Raw genomic sequence first — 17,944 nt, 5'->3', positions numbered from 1 at the left:
GTGGTGTGTGTCTCGTGGCAGCGGCGGAGCACGACAGACCGGACACGGGCCGGCAGGGGCCGGTAACCGGGCACGGCCCGCTGGCCGGGCCGGGTCCCCTGGCCGGGCCGGGTCCCCTGACCGGGCCCGGGGAGCGGCTCGCGCTGAACGGCATGGGCAGCTTCGAGTGGGACCTGGGCACCGGGACCCTGCTGCTCGACACGGCCGGCCTGGCGGTGTTCGACCTGGAGCCGGAGGAGTTCGACAACACCCCGGACGGCCTGGGCCTGCGGATTCCGCCCGCTGACGGCGAACGGCTCTCCAGGCACGTGCTGGAGGTCCTCGACGGCGACGAGGACTCGTACGGCTCGTACTTCACGGTCCACCGGCGCGACGGCCGCGACCAGTGGACGCACACCCAGGGCCGGGTGCTGCGGGACCCCGACGGGACCGCCCGGCGGATCGTGGGCATCGTCCGGGACGCGACGGCGGAGCTGGAGCACGCCACCCTGCTGCGGAAGCTGGAGAACGCGCGGGCCCAGCAGGCCACGATCGTGCAGCGCACCACGGAGGCCCTCTCCCGGGCGGTGACGGTGGACGACGTCACGGCCGCCCTGACGGGCGCGGGCGCGCTGGAGCGGCTCGGCGCGGACGGGCTGGCCCTGGGGCTGGTCGAGAACGGCGCCATCAAGATGATCGCGCTGAGCGGGGAGTCCCTGGAGATCCTCGGCGAACGCAGGTTCACCCGGTTGGACGGCACGCTGCCGCTCTCGCAGGCGGTCATCACCCGCAAGGCCCGCTTCGTCACCTCGCGGGCCGAACTGGTCGCCGAGTTCCCGCTGCTCACGGACTACCTGGAGCGGATCCGCTTCGACGCGGCCGCCTACCTCCCGCTGATCGCGCAGGCCAAGGCCATCGGTGGGCTGGTGCTCTTCTACCGGCGGCGCAGCGAGTTCAGCCCCGAGGAGCGCAACCTGTGCCTGGGCCTCGCCGGCATCGTCGCCCAGTCGCTCCAGCGGGCGCTGCTCTTCGACCAGGAGCGGGAGTTCGCCACCGGTCTGCAGGCGGCCATGCTGCCGCGCCGGATCCCCGAGATCACCGGCGGGGAGATCGCGGTGCGCTACCACTCCGCGTGGAGCGGGCGGGAGGTCGGCGGGGACTGGTACGACGTGATCGCGCTGCCCCGCGACCGCGTCGGCATCGTGGTCGGCGACGTCCAGGGCCACGACACGCACGCCGCGGCCATCATGGGCCAGCTGCGGATCGCGCTGCGGGCGTACGCGGGGGAGGGCCATCCGCCGTCCACCGTGCTGGCCCGGGCCTCCCGCTTCCTCGCCGAGCTGGACACCGAACGCTTCGCGACCTGCATGTACGCCCAGGTGGACCTGGAGACCGGCGGGGTGCGGGCGGTCCGCGCGGGCCACATGGGCCCGCTGATCCGGCATACGGACGGCCGCACCGGCTGGCCCAACGTACGCGGCGGGCTGCCGCTCGGGCTGGCCTCCGTGTTCGAGCAGGAGGAGTTCCCCGAGACCCGGCTCGACCTGGTCCCCGGCGAGACGCTGGTGCTGTGCACGGACGGGCTCGTGGAGGAACCCGGTACCGCCATCACCCAGGGCATGGAAGCCCTCGCCCACGCGGTGCGCAGCGGCCCCCAGGAGGCCGGGGCGCTCGCCGACCACCTCTCCGACCGGCTCTGGGAGCGCTGGGGCTCCGGGGACGACGTGGCCCTGCTGGTGCTGCGCCGGGCCCCCGACCCGGGCACCCACCGGGCGCCCCGGATCCACCAGTACGTCCACCAGGCGGACCCGGAGGGGCTGTCGGAGGCCCGGTACGCGCTGCGCCAGGCCCTGCGCGACTGGGGCATGCCGGACCTCGCCGACGACGTGGAGCTGGCGGCCGGGGAACTGCTGGTCAACGCCCTGCTGCACACCGACGGCGGGGCCGTGCTGACGATGGAGGTGCTGCCGGAGCCGGTGCGGCGCATCCGGCTGTGGGTCAAGGACCGCTCCAGCGTGTGGCCGCGGCGGCGCACCCCGGGGGAGTCGGCCACCACGGGGCGCGGGCTGCTGCTGGTGGACGCGCTGGCCACGCACTGGGGCGTGGAGTCCCGGGGCGACGGCAAGGCGGTGTGGTGCGAGTTCGACGCCGCGGGGAGCGTCCGCGGCATCGGGTGACCGGCCGGTCACGCCGAGTTGCGGGCGGCGGGGGTCGGGGTGATGATGCGGCCATGAGACGCGAGATCGAGATCGAGGACGGGCACGAAAGGGCCGTGTCGTGCGCCGGCTGAACAGGGGCGCCGTGACCGGGATCCTGGGGCTGCTCCTGCTGGGCGGGTCCGTGTTCGGGCTGCCGACGGTCGTGGACTGGACGACGGGCCGCCCGCACGCGGATCCCGGCTGCCAGACGGTCGCGTTCATGTCGATGACCGGGGTGGCGCCCGCCTGCCGGTAGCGGCGGCTACCGGACGGCCCGCGCCACGGCCCGCGTCCTACGGCTAGCGGTGGTCGAACAGCTCGACGATCCGCTCGTCCTGGGCGACGGTGTCGATGGCCCTCGGCATCAGGCCGCTTCCCACGCGGACCACCTCCAGCCGGGCCTCGGCCCGCGCCTCGCCGGCGTGGATGCCCTTGGTGAAGCGCATCGAGGCGGTGCTCTGCCACTCGTGCTCCTGGCCGTCGCAGATCACCTCGCGCTTGGAGGTGGTGCCGAGGCGGGTGCCGTCCTGGGCGAGGGCGGTCGCGATCTGCACCCCCACGGGTGACGGGTCCTCGCACACGTAGGTGCCGGAAAGGGTGACCGTGTCGTCGTCACCGATGTGGGCGTCCTGCCGGACGGAAATGCGGTTCTCGAAAACGGTCGCGTCGGCGGGGGCGGTGAATACCGTCGTGGCCGCCAGGGCGGACAGTGCGGCGAAAGCCATGCGGGGGCCGGTCGTGCCCATCGTTCCTCCGGTGGAAGCGGTGAATGCGGTGAATGCGGGTGGCGGGAATCCGCCGGAACGCATTGTGCTGGCAGTTGGGCGGCAACTCGCTCCGCGCGGTCGTGTCGTTGTGCGCAATTGCCCGCTCGGGCGCGTGAGACTGGCCGGAATACATCCCGAAGGTCCCCGAAGGGATCCCGCATGCGCCAGTACGTCTCCGCACCCGTCCTCGCCGTCGCAGCCCTCCTCCCGGCCCTGCTGTTCGGGGCCACCGCCTGCCAGAGCGCCCCCGACGGGGCGGCCCTCGCTCCCGCGGCGATCCCCGCCGTCCCGGTGGACGACGGGGTTCCGGGCGGTGGCGCGGAGCGCGACCCCGCCCGGGCCCCGGGGGCGGCGGGGGCGCGGGCCGCCGCGAAGGATGCCCGTGTGGGTGACTCCGTACGGGTGGACGGCCGCCAGGTGGGCCGCCATCTGGAGGCGGTGCTCAACGCGTACGTGGACCCCGCGATCAGCGTCGCGAAGGGCTTCGCCGCGCCCGCCGGGAAGCGCTGGGTGGCCGCCTCGATGTCGTTCGTCAACGTGGGCGGCGCCTCGTACGGGGCCCTCGGTCGCATGTGGGCGCTCGACGGCGCGGGCAAGCGCCATCCGGTGGTGCCCGCCGGTGAACTGACGACCGGCAAAACGCTCGTCTTCGATTCCCTGGAGGTCGGTGAGCGGGCCGAGGGATGGGTCGTGTTCGAAATCCCGGAAAACGCCCGCATCGTAGGGCTCCAGTACCAGGACGCGAACATCAGGGCGAATTCCGGATCGGGATACTGGGCGGTGTAGCCCGCCCGGGTGAAAGGCCGTGAAAGGGCCGGGCGGGAGAGCACTAGGGTGCGGCGCATGACTTCAACTCAAGCCGAAATCGACCGGTCCCAGCTCGGCACCCTTTCGGTGCTCGCGTGGATCGGCGACCCCTCCGACGGCCACGACATCCCGTACCTCCTCGCCTACACCCTCGGCGACGGCCCCAAGGGCCCGGAGGCCGGCGAGGCGGCCGCCCGGGGGCTGCTGGAGGAGATCGGCCTGCCCATCGGCGACGTGGTCATGGACGGCACCCTCAAGGCGTCCACCTTCCCGGTGCAGATCCTGCTCGCGGACAACCAGATCGCGCTGACCCTGCCCGGGCTGAACGCGACCTGCACCGCCCCGGACGAGTGGGTCGCGGCGGCGGTCGAGAGCGGGCAGGCGTACTTCCTGTTCGCCACGCGCGCCTGGCCCGAGGCCGTGCCGGGCCGCCCGGTGACCGCGGAGCTCCTGCAGAAGTTCGCCGGTGACGAGGAGGTGCTCACCAGCAGCGCGCACTGCGTGCTCACGGTGCAGCGCCTCCAGAAGTAGCCGCCCGAGCGGGCTGCCGTCCGCTCCGGCAGCCGGCCGCCGGGCCCCCAGCCCGCCCGGTGGCCGGTCCCGCCCGCTCTACGGCGCGGGGCGCGGGGCGGGGCACCCGGTGGGCTCCTGCGCCGCGGGCTGCTCGAAGGTGAAGCGCAGCGAGCGCACGCGGTTGTCGAAGCTGGAGCCCGCCAGATCCGGCAGCCCCACCGCCCGCAGGCCGACCGGCCGGGTCAGCAGCTCCCGGAACAGCGCCTTCATCTCCACCCGGGCCAGGTGCGCGCCCAGGCAGAAGTGCGGTCCGCCGCCGCCGAACCCCAGGTGCGGGTTGGGCGAGCGGGTGATGTCGAAGGCGTCCGGGTCGGGGAAGACGGCCTCGTCGCGGTTGGCGGAGGCGTAGTACAGCACCACCTTGTCGCCGGGGTGGAACAGGTGCCCGCCCAGCGCGTGTTCGGCCGCGACCGTCCGGCGGAACTGGATGATCGGCGTCGAGTGCCGGATCATCTCGTCCACCGCGCCGTCGGCGTACGTCTCGAAGTCCCCGAGCAGCAAGTCCCGTTGCGCGGGGTGGTCGGTCAGCAGGGACAGCCCGTGGGTGATCGCGTTCCGGGTGGTCTCCACGCCCGCCACCATCAGCAGCGAGAAGAACGCCCCCAACTGGCGGGCGTTCAGCGCCTGCCCGTCCACATCCGCGGTGACCAGAGCCGAGATCAGGTCGTCGGTCGGGTTCGCGCGCCGCTCCCGCCCGATGCCCGCGACCATCCGCTGCATCCTCGCCAGCGCCCGCAGCCCCCGCCCGGGCATCCGCAGCCGGGAGGCGAGGCCCCGCTCCACACCGATGTTCTCGGAGGCGTGGTTGACCCGGTCGGCGATCTCCGCCCGGTGGCGCTCCGGGATGCCCATCATGTTGCAGATGACCTCCAGGGGCAGCCGGGAGGCCACGGCCGACACGAACTCGTCGGGTTCCCCGTCCAGTACGTCGTCCACGATCCGGGAGGCCACCGCGAGGATGTCCTCCTCGGCGGCCGCCAGCAGCCGGGGCGTGAACGCCCGCTGCACGATCTTGCGCAGCTGCGCGTGCTCGGCGCCGTCCAGGTTGACCATGGAGTCCCCGAACAGCGCCCGTACCCACCGGGCCGGCTCGGGCGTGGTCACCCCGGGCGCGCTCGCGAACACCTTGGGCAGCCGGCTCGCCTCCTGCACGTCGGCGTGGCGCACGAGCGCCCAGTGCCCGCGGCCGGACCCCTCGGGCACGTACGCGGGGGAATCGAGGGCCCGCAGGGCGGCGAAGGCCGCGAGCCGGGCCCCGGGGGACTGCTGCCAGAACGCCGGGTCCGCGAGGTGCGGGGCCGTGCCCGCGTCCTCGTACCGCTGTGCCGGGACCGTCATCGTTCCTTCTTCCGCTCGCCGGGTCAGGGCCCCCGTCCCTCACGCACCCAAACGCGTCCGGCCTGCCAAGGTCACGCCCACGGCTACGGTGGCGGCCGCCACCAGCCCGGCCCACAGCACGGCGTGCGAGCCGGTCCAGGCGCAGGCGAGGGTGGCCAGCGCGGAGCAGGGCAGCACCAGCTGCTGGGCGAGGCCCCGCTTGAAGTGGCGGGAGTGCAGGAGCCAGACGAAGACGAGGAAGAGCGCGACCGGGATCATCACGGACAGGTTGGCGGCCACCAGCGAGAGGTGGGTCTTGCCGACGGCGTGTTCGATGGCCACCTCGATGCCCGCGCCGATGGCCGCGGCCGCGGAGAGGATCACGAAGTGCCCGTACCCCCACGGGATCGCCTCGCGGTTGCCGCGCAGCCGGTCGTGCACGGGGACCGCGAAGTAGATCCACCAGGCGGCGAAGACGATCAGCAGCCCGCCCCCCGCGATGGGCAGCAGCTCGCCCAGTGCCTCGTGCTCGTCGAGGGCGGACTGCACGGCGACGGTGCTCGCGGCGATGCTCTCGCCGAGGACGATGATGGTGAACAGGCCGTACCGCTCGGCGATGTGGTGCGGATGCCACTGGGTCTGGTGGCCGAGCTCCGCGACGACCGGGACCAGCAGCTCCGCCATCACCAACACCAGGAACAGCCACCTGCGGCTGGACTCGGGGGCCGCGAGCAGGGCCACCCAGCCCAGCTGGCAGATCACCAGCCCGATCGCGTACATGAGCGCGCAGCGGCGGGCCGCCCCCCGCTCCCCGGCCGCCGCGCGCAGCCACTGCGCGGTGAGCGCGAGGCGCATCACCACGTAGCCGAGGACGGCGACGGTCCAGTCGTTGTCGTTGAAGGCGCGCGGGATCCCGGCCGAGTAGATGAGGACGCCGGAGATCTGCACAAGGGTCGCGATCCGGTACGGGACGTCGTCGACGTCGTAGGCGGAGGCGAACCAGGTGAAGTTCATCCAGGCCCACCAGACGCCGAAGAAGACGAACAGGTAGCCGGTGATGCCGGCGCCCACGTGGTCCTCGGCGAGCGCGTGGACCAGCTGCCGGCCGGCCTGCGCCACCGCGACGACGAAACAGAGGTCGAAGAACAGTTCCAGGGGAGTCGCGGCCCGGTGGCCTTCCCTCCGGCTGCGGGCGGTCATCGGTACGTAGGTCATACCGCACAGGACAGCAGCCGCACGGCGGTCGGCAGCCGAGGCGCGCGGGCTCCCCGGGAGCCGTGTGGCCCGGGTGCCGGACACCGCCCGCGCGGACGCCGGGGCCCCCGGCCGAGCGGAGCTGCGGGAGGGGGCGGCCGTACCCTGGGGGTATGAGCACCGCCCCCACCCCCGCTTCCGGCCCGCAGGACCCCACGGACTCCCAGGACCCCAAGGACCCGAAGGCCGCGGACCCGAAGCCCGGGGCCGCGCCCCGGCCGAGGCCCAAGCCCAGGCTGGTCTTCGACGACCCGTTGGACCAGCAGTCCTCGGACGACACCGACCGCGGGTGGGGCGAGCGGTCCCCCGCCGGCGGGAGCGCCGCCGACCTGGCCCGCTTCCTCGACGAGAAGCCGCCGCACCACCTCTGAGTCAGAACGCCCCGTCGCGGCCCTGCCCCTGGCCCTGGCCGTAACCGTGGCCGTTCGCCGGGCCCGCGTGGACGCGCTGGGCGACCAGCGTGTCCCGGATCTCCTTGAGGACCTCCAGCTCGGTGATCTCCATGGTCTCCTGGACGCCTTCCTTGGCCTTGCGGCGCTGTTCCTGCCGGGCGAGGTACTTCGCCATGGGCAGCACCATCAGGAAGTAGACGACCGCCGCGGTGATCACGAACGTGAGGGTCGCGTTCAGCACCGAACCCCACAGGATGTTCACGCCGGTCGGCTCCCCCTTCGCGGTGACATCGCAAGGGCCCTTCAGGCACGAGGAGTAGCCGTCCAGGCTCTTGGTGCCGACCGCGCCCACCAGCGGGCCGATGATTCCCTTGACCACGGAGTTCACGATGTTCGTGAACGCGGCGCCGATGACCACGGCCACCGCGAGGTCGATCACGTTGCCGCGCATCAGGAAGGCTTTGAAGCCCGCCAGAACGCTGTCCTTCTGCTTGCTCACAACTGAGCCTCTTTTCGTATCTGCCGAACACGGAGCCAATGGTTCCGAAAGCTACGGCAGTCAGGGCCCGGCGTGTCCAATCGAGCGCCGTCCCGAGGGGACGCGACTGGGCGTCAGTTCGACCCGGTGAGCGACGGCTCAGCACAGCGTCACCGCCAGCCGGGCCGCCGCGCCGGCCCCCACGAGGGTCCGGGCGGTCTCCCGGGGCACGGACAGCACCACCAGCGCCCCGCCGTCCCCCATCTCCCGCTCCGGAGCGGGCACTTCGGCCACCCGCGCCGCCACCGCCACCACCCGGGGTGGTCCGGCGCGCTCGGCCGCCACCACATCGACCCGGTCACCGGGCCGCAGCAGCCGCACCGTCGCCCCGTCGGCGATCCGCACCGGGGCCGACACCAGACGCACCGCGGCGGGCGGCGGCGGTTTCCCGCCCGGCGGCGCCGCGCCCCGGGAGGCCTGCGCCCGCGCCCCGCCGGCGGCCAGCGCGGCCGCCGCCGCGACGGCCAGCCCGGCCGACACGACCCGCCGCCGACGCCCCAGGGCCCTCCGCAAGCGGTCTCCGCCCCGGCCCGCGCGGCCCACGCGAAGCGGCGGGAAGAGCGGAACGGGGCGCGCGGGAGGACACGTAGAAGCAGGGGAAGCAGGGAAACCGGGGAGAGGAGTGGGAGCGGGGGAAGGGAGGGGAGCGGGCAGAGGGGAGGTCCTGGACATGAGGGCACCGCCAAGCTGGGTGGGTGGACGGGTTCCGGTGTCCGGACCCGCGTCCGGACACCCCTCACGATCCGCCGCCCCGCCGGATCCCGCTCCGGCCTGTGGACGATCCCCAGCCTGTGGACAACCCGCTCACCCGCGCGAGTGACCGGTGCGCCGCCCTACGGCAGCTCGAAGCCCAGGTCCCATCCGTCGAGCGCGTGGCCGCACGGGCAGGACCGGGCCCCGGTCTCCGGCAGCGCCGACACCGCGTCGAAGAGCACCTCGCGCAGCCGGCCGATGTTCTCGCCGAACACCTTCAGGACCTCGGCGTGGGAAACGCCCTCGCCCACCTCCGCGCCCGCGTCCAGGTCGGTCACCAGCGCCATGGAGGTGTAGCAGAGCCCCAGCTCGCGGGCGAGGACCGCCTCCGGGTGGCCCGTCATGCCGACCACCGACCAGCCCGCCGCCGCGTGCCACCGCGACTCGGCGCGCGTGGAGAACCGCGGCCCCTCGATGACGACCATGGTCCCGCCGTCCACCGGCTCCCACTCCCGCCCGCGCGCCGCGGCCAGCGCGACCTCGCGCCCCACGGGGCAGTACGGGTCGGCGAAGCCGGCGTGCACCACGTTCGGAACGCTGCCGTCGGGCAGCGGCTCGCCGTCGAAGTAGGTCTGCGCCCGGGACTTCGTACGGTCGACGAGCTGGTCGGGGACCAGCAGCGTGCCCGGGCCGTAATCGGTCCGCAGGCCGCCCACCGCGCACGGGCCCAGCACCTGGCGGACGCCGACGGAGCGCAGCGCCCACAGGTTGGCCCGGTAGTTGATCTTGTGTGGCGGCACGGTGTGGCCGCGCCCGTGCCGGGGCAGGAAGGCCACCGTCCGGCCGGCCAGCTCGCCCATGTACAGGGAGTCGCTCGGAGGGCCGTAGGGGGTGTCCACCGTGACCTCTGTGACGTCCTCCAGGAAGGAGTAGAAGCCCGAGCCGCCGATGACACCGATCTCTGCGTTCGCCATGGCGCCACCCTAACGGGGCACGCACGAAGCCCCGCCGCCCGGTCGGGGCGGCGGGGCTTCGGCTAGAGACAGTCGGGTCAGGCGGCCGAGCTGGAGCTGCCACCGGAGCCGGACGAGCCAGCCGTCGAAGACGAAGACGCGGACGACGACGAAGCGGCGGCCGGGGCTGCGGTCGACGTCGAGGACGCCGAGGACGGCTTCGAGGCGGGCGTGCTGCTCGAAGAGGCGCCGCGGCTGTCGTTCCGGTAGAAACCGGAACCCTTGAAGACGATGCCGACCGCGGAGAACACCTTCTTCAGGCGTCCGTCGCAGTTCGGGCACACGGTCAGCGCGTCATCGGTGAACTTCTGCACGGCCTCAAGGCCCTCACCGCACTCGGTGCACTGGTACTGGTAGGTCGGCACGAATTTCCTCCTGGCACTCTGTCTCTATGAGTGCTAACGACGTTCCATGGTGACGTATTCCGGGCGTTCAGTCCACCGTCACCGGCACTCGGTGACCGAGAGCACGCTCGTCGGCCGCCTCCGGAGCGGTCGCCGCGGCCTGCGCCGGGGAGGCGTTCACGATCCGGCCCGGGGTCTGCGGCGCCAGCTTGGCGCGCAGTGCCAGCAGGGTGACGAGCGCGAGCGCGGTCGCCGCCATCGGCACCAGGAAGCCGTACGAGGCCCCGTGGGCGTCGGTCAGGCGGCCCGCCACGATCACCGCGACGGCCTGCCCGAAGGCGACCGAACCGGTGAGCCAGGTGAAGGCCTCGGTACGGGCGTTCGCCGGGATCAGGGACTCGACCATCGTGTAGCCGGTGATCAGGGCCGGGGCGATGCACAGGCCGACGATCAGGCCGAGCCCGCCCAGCATCGGCATCGAGCCGGCGGTCCACAGCAGGGACGCGGCGGCGGTGAGGCCGACGTAGCCCAGCAGCAGGCGGCGGCGCGGGCCGATCTTCCAGGCGATCGCGCCGCAGGCTATGCCCGCGATCATGTTGCCGGCGGCGAAGACGCCGTACAGCAGGCCGTTCGCGCCGGGGCTTCCGGCCTCGGCCGTGAAGGCGGCCAGCGAGACCTGCATGCCGCCGAAGACGGCGCCGATCCCGAGGAACGCGACGATCAGGACCCGCAGGCCGGGAAAGGACAGTGCCGAGGCGTGCGGCGCACCGCTCGCGCTCTCGGCGTGCGGCTTGGGCTGGCTGGCGCGCCGGGCGGCGAACACCAGGCCGCCGATCAGCGTCAGCGCGGCCTCGGTGACCAGGCCGGCGGCCGGGTGGATGCCGGTGCACAGGGCGGTGGCCAGCACGGGGCCGACGACGAAGGTGAACTCGTCGGTGACGGACTCGAACGCGGCGGCCGTCGGCAGCAGCGGTGAGCCTTCCAGCTTGGCGGCCCAGCGGGCCCGGACCATCGGCCCGACCTGGGGGACCGAGGCGCCGGCCGGGACGGCGGCCAGCGCCAGGGCCCAGACGGGGGCACCGGCGAGTGCCAGCGCGGCGAGGACGCTCACGGCGGCGGAGTGCAGCAGGACGCCCGGGACCAGCACGGCGCTCTGGCCGAAGCGGTCGGTGAGCATGCCCGTCACGGGGGCGCACAGCGCCATGGAGATGCCGGTGACGGCGGCGACGATGCCGGCGCTGCCGTAGGAGCCGGTGGTGTGCTGGACGAGCAGCAGGATGCTGATGGTCAGCATTCCGAAGGGGAGCCGGGCGGCGAAGCCGGGGAGCAGGAAGCCGGCGGCACCGGGGGTGCGCAGCAGCTGTCCGTAGCCGGGGCGGGCGGAGTTCTCGGTCGTGACCGCGGATGTCACGGCCTTGCCTTTCCGCTGCCTGGTAGAACTCCCCGTCTGCGGACGGTGTTCCGCTTTGTGAGCGGCCGCACCCGTACGTGTGGGAGCCCCGAGAGCTGTCCTCTTGCGCAGAACCGAGTGATACCTGGGCACCCACTGCGGGAGGGAGCCACGGCCGCTTTGCGGTCGCGCCAGCTCTGCGTCAGGCAGAGTTGGTTCGATCTGTTGTGCCTTTATCGTACAGGGGAGACGGTCGTCACGCCCTGTGATTCCGACGACAATCCGTGTCTTCACCTGCGATTAACTGGAACTTCGCATTCCGGGGCTTGCGAAACGAGGGCAAACCGCCCCGCACGCCAACGAAACCGCCAATTAGAACGTTACTCTAATCAAAAATTGGCGTGATCCTGCCTGGTCGCAGGCCTGAACCGGTCAGTGCGCGGTCTCGCTGCCCGTCCCCAGCCAGCCGGCCAGCTTGCCGCCCCGGGCCACCGCCCGCAGCCGCGCCTCCGCCGCGTCCCGCACCGGATCCGTGGCCACCACCAGCAGCTCGTCCCCGCGCCGCAGCACGGTCGAGGGCGCCGGTACGAAGCTCTTCGCGTCCCGGACCACCAGCGTGACCGACGCCCCGGCCGGCAGCCGCAGCTCGCTCACCTCGACGCCGTGCATCCGCGAGGCCGGCGGGATGGCGAAGGACAGCAGGTGCCCGCGCAGCTTCTCCAGCGGCGCCGACTCGATCCCGAGGTCGGCGGCGGCCTCGTCGTTGTCGCGCAGGTTCAGCTTCCGCGCCAGCCACGGCAGGGTCGGCCCCTGCACCAGGGTGTAGACCACGACGAGCACGAAGACGATGTTGAAGACCCGCTCGCTGCCCTCGATCCCGGACACCATCGGGATCGTCGCCAGGATGATGGGCACCGCGCCGCGCAGGCCGGCCCACGACATCAGGGCCTGCTCCTGCCAGGGCAGCCGGAAGGGCAGCAGGCTGATGAAGACCTCCAGCGGCCGCGCCACCATCGTCAGCACCAGGCCGATCACCACCGCGGGCCAGAAGTCGTTCACCAGCTCGTGCGGGGTGACCAGCAGGCCGAGCAGGACGAACATGCCGATCTGGGCGATCCAGCCGAGTCCGTCCGCGAACCCCCGCGTCGCCGGCCAGTGCGGCAGCTTCGCGTTCCCGAGCACCATCGCCGCCAGGTACACGGCGAGGAAGCCGGAGCCGTGCGCCATCGCGGCCACCGCGTACGCCGTGACCGCGATCGCCATCACCGCGATCGGGTACAGGCCGGAGGCGGGCAGGGCGACGTGCCGCAGCCCGTACGACCCCAGGAAGCCCACGGTGAGGCCGATCGCGACGCCGATCGCCAGCTCCAGCGCGATCTTGCCGATCAGGACGTACCACTCGTCCACCGGGCCGACCGTGGCGAAGGCGACCACCAGGATGACCACGGGGGCGTCGTTGAACCCGGACTCCGCCTCCAGCACGCCCGTCACCCGCGCGGGCAGCGGCACCTTGCGCAGGACCGAGAACACCGCCGCCGCGTCGGTCGAGGAGACGACCGCGCCGATCAGCAGGGCCTGCCGCCAGTCGAGCCCGACCAGGTAGTGGGCTCCTGCCGCGGTCACGCTCACGCTGACGGCGACGCCGACCAGTGACAGCACGATCGCGGCCGGCAGGGCCGGCTTGATCTCTTTCCACTTGGTGCCCAGACCACCCTCGGCGAGGATCACGACGAGCGCCGCGTACCCGATGACCTGGGTGAGCTCGGCATTGTCGAAGACGACGTTGCCGATGCCGTCCTGGCCTATCGCGACACCTATGCCGAGGTAGATGAGCAGGCTGGGGAGGCCGCTGCGCGAGGAGACGCGCACCGCCGCGACGGCGACGAGCAGTACGAGCGAGCAGACCAGCAGGAGCTCATTGAGCGTGTGGACGGTCAGCGGGCGGCCCTCCTCAACGCGCCTGGCGGATCGGTCCTCCCGGCGACAAGTTCGGCAAGTACTTCGTTACCTTACCTAATATTTGACGCGCTCTTTACGCGATAACCACATTGTGAAACCCCTGATCCGCCCTGTCTCCAGCAGCTCCACCCCTGCCGGATCATCGGACCCGGTCCTGCGCCTATGGTTGCTCCCAGCACTCCCAGGACCACCCTGCCCCTCTAAGGACAGCGATGCCCGCCAACGAAACCGCCCCTTCCGTCAAGAAGAAGGGACGACGCGCCCGTCTGATCGTGCTCGTGCTGGTCCTGGCGCTCTTCGCGGGCCTCGGCTACGGCGCGTACTGGAGCGTGGACACCGTGCGCGCCTCGTACCCCCAGACGACCGGGTCCCTGAAGGTGCCCGGCCTGACCGGAACCGTCGAGGTCAAGCGCGACGCCAGCGGAATCCCGCAGCTCTACGCCGACAACGACGAAGACCTCTTCCGCGCTCAGGGCTTCGTCCACGCCCAGGACCGCTTCTGGGAGATGGACGTACGCCGCCACATGACCTCCGGGCGCCTCTCCGAGATGTTCGGATCCGGCCAGGTGGAGACCGACGCCTTCCTGCGCACGCTGGGCTGGCGCCAGGTCGCGCAGGCCGAGTACGACACCAAGCTCTCGCCCGAGACGAAGAAGTACCTCCAGTCCTACGCCGACGGGGTCAACGCGTACTTGAAGGGGAAGTCCGGCAAGGACCTCTCCGTCGAGCACGCGGCCCTCGGGATCAGCGGCGACTACAAGCCCGAGCAGTGGTCCCCGGTGGACTCGGTCGCCTGGCTCAAGGCGATGGCGTGGGACCTGCGCGGCAACATGCAGGACGAGATAGACCGCGCGCTGATGTCGGGCAAGCTCACGCCGGCGCAGATCGACGAGCTCTACCCGCCGTACCCCTTCGACCGGAACAAGCCGATCGTCGAGGGCGGCAAGACCGACGGCGGCAAGTACACCCCGCAGGGCGCCACCACGGGCTCCGGCTCGGGTTCCGGTTCCGGCAGCGGATCCGGTACGGGCAACGGCTCGGGCAAGGGCTCCGGCACCGGTAACGACTCCGGCAGCGGCTCCGGCAACGGCTCCGGCTCCGGTACGGCCTCCGGTTCCGGTACGGCCACCGGTCTCGCCGGCAACGCCTCCGCCCAGGGCGCGACCGTCGGCCTGCGCAGCCAGATGAGCGCGCTCGCCAACACCCTGGACAAGATCCCCGCGATCCTCGGCCCCAACGGCAGCGGCATCGGCTCGAACTCCTGGGTCGTCTCCGGCAAGTACACGACCACCGGAAAGCCGCTCCTCGCGAACGACCCGCACCTCTCCCCGCAGCTGCCCTCCGTCTGGTACCAGATGGGCCTGCACTGCCGGGCGGTCTCCGAGAAGTGCCAGTACGACGTGGCCGGCTTCACCTTCTCCGGCATGCCCGGCGTGGTCATCGGCCACAACGCCGACATCGCCTGGGGCATGACCAACCTCGGCGCCGACGTCACCGACCTCTACCTGGAGCAGGTCAAGCCCGAGGGCTACGTCTACGACAACAAGGTGCTCCCCTTCACCGTCCGCGACGAGGTCATCAAGATCGCCGGAGGCGGCGAGAAGAAGATCACGGTCCGCAGCACCAACAACGGCCCGCTGGTCTCCGACCGCAGCGAGGAACTCGGTACGGTCGGCGACCGGGCGCCCGTCGCCAGCTCCGCCCCCGACCGGGGCGAGGGCTACGCCGTCGCCCTGCGCTGGACCGCCCTGGACCCCGGCAAGTCGATGGACGCGGTCTTCAGGATCGACCGGGCCAAGGACTTCAACACCTTCCGGGCCGCCGCGCGCGACTTCGAGGTGCCGTCCCAGAACCTGATCTACGCCGACAGCAAGGGCGCCACCGGCAACATCGGCTACCAGGCGCCGGGCCGCATCCCGGTCCGCGGCTCCGGCGACGGCCGGATGCCCGCCCCCGGCTGGGACTCCAAGTACGCCTGGAAGGGCGGCAAGGACGGCAACGCGGGTTACATCCCGCAGGACGAGATGCCGTACGACCTCAACCCGGCCCGCGGCTACATCGTCACCGCCAACCAGGCGGTCACCGAGAGCGGCACCGGGGCGGGCAAGTACCCGTACACGCTGACCACCGACTGGGGCTACGGCGCCCGCAGCCAGCGGATCAACGACCTCATCGAGGCGAAGATCAAGGACAGCGGCAAGATCTCGACCGACGACATGCGCACCATGCAGATGGACAACAGCAGCGAGATCGCCGCGCTGCTGACCCCGATGCTGGCCAAGATCCAGGTCAAGGACCCGGACGTGCGCTCCGCGCAGAAGCTGCTGGACGGCTGGAACTACACCCAGGAGCCCGACTCGGCGGCGGCCGCGTACTTCAACGCGGTCTGGCGCAACATCCTCAAGCTGTCCTTCGGCGACAAGATGCCGAAGGAACTGCGGGTCGAGGAAAGCTGCACCAACGTCAAGGAGTCCGACTCCGGCCCGGTCGACGACCTCGCCAAGACGGTCCGCGAATGCGGTACCCGCGGTTCCGACTCGGCGCAGCCCGACGGCGGCGACCGCTGGTTCGAGGTGGTCCGCCGCCTGGTCAAGGACGAGAACTCGCCGTGGTGGCAGTCGCCCGCCCCGAACATCCACCAGAAGCCGACCGCCACCCGTGACGAGCTGTTCGCCCGGGCCATGGAGGACGCCCGCTGGGAGCTCACCGCCAAGCTCGGCAAGGACCAGTCCACCTGGACCTGGGGCCGCCTGCACCAGCTGACGCTGAAGAACCAGACCATCGGCACCGAGGGCCCCGGCTTCATGCAGTGGCTCCTCAACCGCGGCCCGTGGAACCTGGGCGGCGGCGAGGCCACCGTGAACGCGACCGGCTGGAACGCCGCCAGCGGGTACGAGGTCACCTGGGTGCCCTCGATGCGTATGGTCGTGAACCTCAACGACCTGGACAAGTCCCGCTGGATCAACCTGACCGGCGCCTCGGGGCACGCCTACCACTCCCACTACACCGACCAGACGACGATGTGGGCCAAGGGCGAGCTGCTGGAGTGGCCCTTCGGCAAGGAAGCCGTGAACAAGGCGACGGTCGACACCCTGACCCTGAAGCCCTAGGGCTCAGAAACGGACCACCCCCGACGGGGTGGCCACCGCCTTGACGGGGTGGTCGTGCGGTTCCTCCGGGACCCGCGCGACCACCTCTTCGTCGTAGAGGAGCACCACCAGCGCCGGATGCGCCCCGGCCCGCTCCAGCCGCTCCAGCACCCGGTCGTACGAGCCGCCGCCCCGGCCGAGCCGCATCCCGCGCGCGTCCACCGCCAGCCCCGGCAGCAGCACGGCGTCGGCGCCCGTCACCGCGTCCGGCCCGAGCCGAGGCCCGGCCGGCTCCAGCAGCCGCATCTTCCCCGGGTGGGCGGCCTCGGCCAGGCTGCCCGGGCCCTCGTACGCCGCCCAGTCGAGGTCGTTGTCGGGCAGCAGCACCGGCAGCAGCACCCGCTTCCCGGCCGCGCGCAGGGCGTCGAGCAGCTCGCGCGTGCCGGGTTCGGTGCCGACCGAGACGTACGCGGCGACCGTGCCGGCCCCGGCCAGCTCCGGCAGCCCGAGGGCGGACCGGGAGAGCGCGCGGGCCGCCGTACGGCAGTCCTCGGGGCTCAAGGCGCGACGGGCGGCGAGCAGTTCCCGGCGCAGGAGCGCCTTCGCGGTCGGGTTTGGCGGGGTAGCTACCACAACGGCCTCAAATCTCCTGTGGAATGGGTGTGTAAGTGGATCTATTCATCCGCATCTCACCTGGGCTTACGGAACGACCCACTATCGTGCTGCCATGACTCAGTCGCACCCCGTGATCAAAAAGGCCGTCATCCCGGCCGCGGGCCTCGGCACTCGCTTCCTCCCGGCGACCAAGGCGACGCCCAAGGAGATGCTGCCCGTCGTCGACAAGCCGGCGATCCAGTACGTGGTCGAGGAAGCCGTGTCCGCCGGGCTGGACGACGTACTCATGATCACAGGGCGTAACAAGCGGCCGCTTGAGGACCACTTCGACCGGAACTACGAGCTGGAATCGGCGCTCATCGCCAAGGGCGACGACGACCGGCTCAAGAAGGTCCAGGAGTCCAGCGACCTGGCGACCATGCACTACGTCCGTCAGGGAGACCCGCGCGGACTCGGTCACGCCGTGCTCTGCGCCGAGCCGCACGTCGGCCGCGAGCCCTTCGCCGTCCTCCTCGGCGACGACCTCATCGACCCGCGCGATCCGCTGCTGCGCGACATGGTCGACCTCCAGGCCCGCACCGGCGGCACCGTCGTCGCGCTGATGGAGGTGGACCCCTCCAGCATCCACCTCTACGGCTGCGCCGCCGTCGAGCCCACCGACGACCCGGCCGTCGTCCGCGTGACGGGCCTGGTCGAGAAGCCCGACGCCGCCGACGCCCCCAGCAACTACGCGGTGATCGGACGGTACGTCCTCAACCCGGCGATCTTCGGCATACTGCGGGAGACCGAGCCGGGCCGCGGTGGGGAGATCCAGCTCACCGACGCCCTGCAGAAGCTGGCCGCCGACGAGAGCGTGGGCGGTCCGGTGCACGGAGTGGTCTTCCGCGGCCGCCGCTACGACACCGGGGACCGCGGGGACTACCTGCGGGCCATCGTCCGACTCGCGTGCGAACGTGAGGACCTGGGCCCGGAGTTCCGCACCTGGCTTCGCCGTTACGTCACGGAGGAGATGTAGC

The 17,944-nt window shown here is 71.9% G+C and carries 17 protein-coding genes; 7 read left to right on the top strand and 10 right to left on the bottom strand.

Annotation, left to right across the window (positions count from 1 at the left end; genetic code table 11):
* Positions 1-80: 80 nt before the first annotated feature.
* Together EES41_RS15765 and EES41_RS41430 are read left to right on the top strand one after the other, a co-directional pair.
* Positions 81-2,156: a SpoIIE family protein phosphatase gene (locus tag EES41_RS15765; protein WP_123082488.1), complete on the top strand. Its 2,076-nt coding sequence runs from the start codon at positions 81-83 to the stop codon at positions 2,154-2,156.
* 100 nt (positions 2,157-2,256) lie between these two features.
* Positions 2,257-2,433, top strand: a complete 177-nt coding sequence (locus EES41_RS41430; RefSeq protein WP_214347213.1) for a hypothetical protein — start codon at positions 2,257-2,259, stop codon at positions 2,431-2,433.
* A gap of 43 nt (positions 2,434-2,476) precedes the next feature.
* Here EES41_RS41430 and EES41_RS15760 read toward each other — a convergent pair whose 3' ends face one another.
* Positions 2,477-2,902: a DUF6299 family protein gene (locus EES41_RS15760; RefSeq protein WP_164495845.1), complete on the bottom strand. Its 426-nt coding sequence runs from the start codon at positions 2,900-2,902 to the stop codon at positions 2,477-2,479.
* Between the two features lie 201 nt (positions 2,903-3,103).
* Between EES41_RS15760 and EES41_RS15755 the strand changes: the two genes are divergently transcribed.
* Together EES41_RS15755 and EES41_RS15750 are read left to right on the top strand one after the other, a co-directional pair.
* On the top strand, positions 3,104-3,730 hold the full coding sequence (locus EES41_RS15755; RefSeq protein ID WP_123078968.1) for a DUF4352 domain-containing protein: 627 nt from the start codon (positions 3,104-3,106) through the stop codon (positions 3,728-3,730).
* A 57-nt stretch (positions 3,731-3,787) separates the two neighbouring features.
* Positions 3,788-4,282 (top strand): DUF5949 family protein, encoded by a 495-nt coding sequence (locus EES41_RS15750; protein WP_123078966.1) that lies wholly within the window; start codon positions 3,788-3,790, stop codon positions 4,280-4,282.
* A gap of 78 nt (positions 4,283-4,360) precedes the next feature.
* Here the strand turns inward: EES41_RS15750 and EES41_RS15745 are convergent, their stop codons facing one another.
* Together EES41_RS15745 and EES41_RS15740 are read right to left on the bottom strand one after the other, a co-directional pair.
* Entirely contained in the window at positions 4,361-5,662 is a 1,302-nt protein-coding gene (locus EES41_RS15745; RefSeq protein WP_123078964.1) for a cytochrome P450, read from the bottom strand.
* Positions 5,663-5,701: 39 nt separating this feature from the next.
* Entirely contained in the window at positions 5,702-6,856 is a 1,155-nt protein-coding gene (locus EES41_RS15740) for a low temperature requirement protein A (RefSeq protein WP_254211455.1), read from the bottom strand.
* Positions 6,857-7,008: 152 nt separating this feature from the next.
* On the opposite strand from EES41_RS15740, the gene EES41_RS15735 reads away from it, so the two are divergent.
* Entirely contained in the window at positions 7,009-7,266 is a 258-nt protein-coding gene (locus EES41_RS15735) for a hypothetical protein (protein ID WP_123078960.1), read from the top strand.
* A gap of 1 nt (position 7,267) precedes the next feature.
* Here the strand turns inward: EES41_RS15735 and mscL are convergent, their stop codons facing one another.
* The 6 genes from mscL to EES41_RS15705 all read right to left on the bottom strand — a co-directional run bounded on the left by mscL (position 7,268) and on the right by EES41_RS15705 (position 13,176).
* A complete protein-coding gene (gene mscL / locus EES41_RS15730; protein ID WP_123078958.1) occupies positions 7,268-7,786 on the bottom strand; it encodes a large conductance mechanosensitive channel protein MscL in 519 nt (172 codons plus the stop codon).
* Positions 7,787-7,924: 138 nt separating this feature from the next.
* Positions 7,925-8,338, bottom strand: coding sequence for a hypothetical protein (locus tag EES41_RS15725; RefSeq protein ID WP_367995776.1), 414 nt, complete (start codon positions 8,336-8,338; stop codon positions 7,925-7,927).
* 320 nt (positions 8,339-8,658) lie between these two features.
* Positions 8,659-9,492 (bottom strand): S-methyl-5'-thioadenosine phosphorylase, encoded by an 834-nt coding sequence (locus EES41_RS15720; protein WP_123078954.1) that lies wholly within the window; start codon positions 9,490-9,492, stop codon positions 8,659-8,661.
* 77 nt (positions 9,493-9,569) lie between these two features.
* On the bottom strand, positions 9,570-9,896 hold the full coding sequence (locus EES41_RS15715) for an FmdB family zinc ribbon protein (protein ID WP_123078952.1): 327 nt from the start codon (positions 9,894-9,896) through the stop codon (positions 9,570-9,572).
* Positions 9,897-9,963: 67 nt separating this feature from the next.
* Complete coding sequence (locus EES41_RS15710) at positions 9,964-11,286, bottom strand: MFS transporter (RefSeq protein ID WP_123078950.1); 1,323 nt, start codon at positions 11,284-11,286, stop codon at positions 9,964-9,966.
* Between the two features lie 411 nt (positions 11,287-11,697).
* The gene (locus EES41_RS15705; protein ID WP_254211764.1) at positions 11,698-13,176 is read right to left on the bottom strand and encodes a potassium/proton antiporter; all 1,479 of its coding nucleotides are present in this window, start codon (positions 13,174-13,176) and stop codon (positions 11,698-11,700) included.
* A 260-nt stretch (positions 13,177-13,436) separates the two neighbouring features.
* Between EES41_RS15705 and EES41_RS15700 the strand changes: the two genes are divergently transcribed.
* A complete protein-coding gene (locus EES41_RS15700) occupies positions 13,437-16,334 on the top strand; it encodes a penicillin acylase family protein (RefSeq protein ID WP_123078946.1) in 2,898 nt (965 codons plus the stop codon).
* 3 nt (positions 16,335-16,337) lie between these two features.
* Here the strand turns inward: EES41_RS15700 and EES41_RS15695 are convergent, their stop codons facing one another.
* Positions 16,338-16,946: a 5-formyltetrahydrofolate cyclo-ligase gene (locus EES41_RS15695; RefSeq protein ID WP_123078944.1), complete on the bottom strand. Its 609-nt coding sequence runs from the start codon at positions 16,944-16,946 to the stop codon at positions 16,338-16,340.
* Positions 16,947-17,040: 94 nt separating this feature from the next.
* Here EES41_RS15695 and galU point away from each other — a divergent pair, with 94 nt between their 5' ends.
* Complete coding sequence (gene galU, locus EES41_RS15690) at positions 17,041-17,943, top strand: UTP--glucose-1-phosphate uridylyltransferase GalU (RefSeq protein ID WP_008741805.1); 903 nt, start codon at positions 17,041-17,043, stop codon at positions 17,941-17,943.
* Position 17,944: the final 1 nt, after the last annotated feature.

This window comes from Streptomyces sp. ADI95-16 (genome assembly GCF_003721495.1).
Taxonomy (GTDB): Bacteria; Actinomycetota; Actinomycetes; order Streptomycetales; family Streptomycetaceae; genus Streptomyces; species Streptomyces goshikiensis.
Note: the sequence above shows the minus strand (reverse complement) of the source record. Positions and strands in the feature narration are given on the sequence as shown.